1 protein-coding gene is annotated in these 381 nt (G+C 75.1%); it reads right to left on the bottom strand.

The window, feature by feature from the left end; all coding sequences use genetic code 11:
- A partial coding sequence (locus ACG2LG_RS24280; RefSeq protein ID WP_396263500.1) for a transposase occupies positions 1-381 on the bottom strand: 381 nt, incomplete at both ends.

Genomic DNA, 381 nt, shown 5'->3' on the forward strand with positions numbered 1-381 from the left:
GGAGCTTCATGGCGCTCTGCACGGTCCAGTCCTTGAGGATGCGGTTGCAGCGCGGGCCGACCTTTCCCTGGACGGCGGGCTTGTCGGGGCCGCCGGTCTGGTAGGTGCGCGGGACGATGCCGGCGTAGCCGCAGGTCTGGTCGAGCGTGCGGCGCGGGTCGGGCAGGCCGAGTTCGCCGGCGAGGCCGGCGGCGAGCACGAAGCCGATGCCCGGCACGCTGGTAAGCAGGGCGTAGGGGGTGGCGGCGAGCGCTTGGGCGGCCTCGCGGCGCAGTTCGAGGGCGTTGCGGTGCAGGCAGCGGTGGAGGTCGACGGCGGCGGCGAGCGTGCGCTGGAGGGTGGGTACGCGGACCGGGTCGGGCGGAAGGGCCTGGCGGGCGA

The sequence above is a fragment of the Haloferula sp. A504 genome (genome assembly GCF_044385805.1).
Classification (GTDB): domain Bacteria; phylum Verrucomicrobiota; class Verrucomicrobiia; order Verrucomicrobiales; family Akkermansiaceae; genus Haloferula.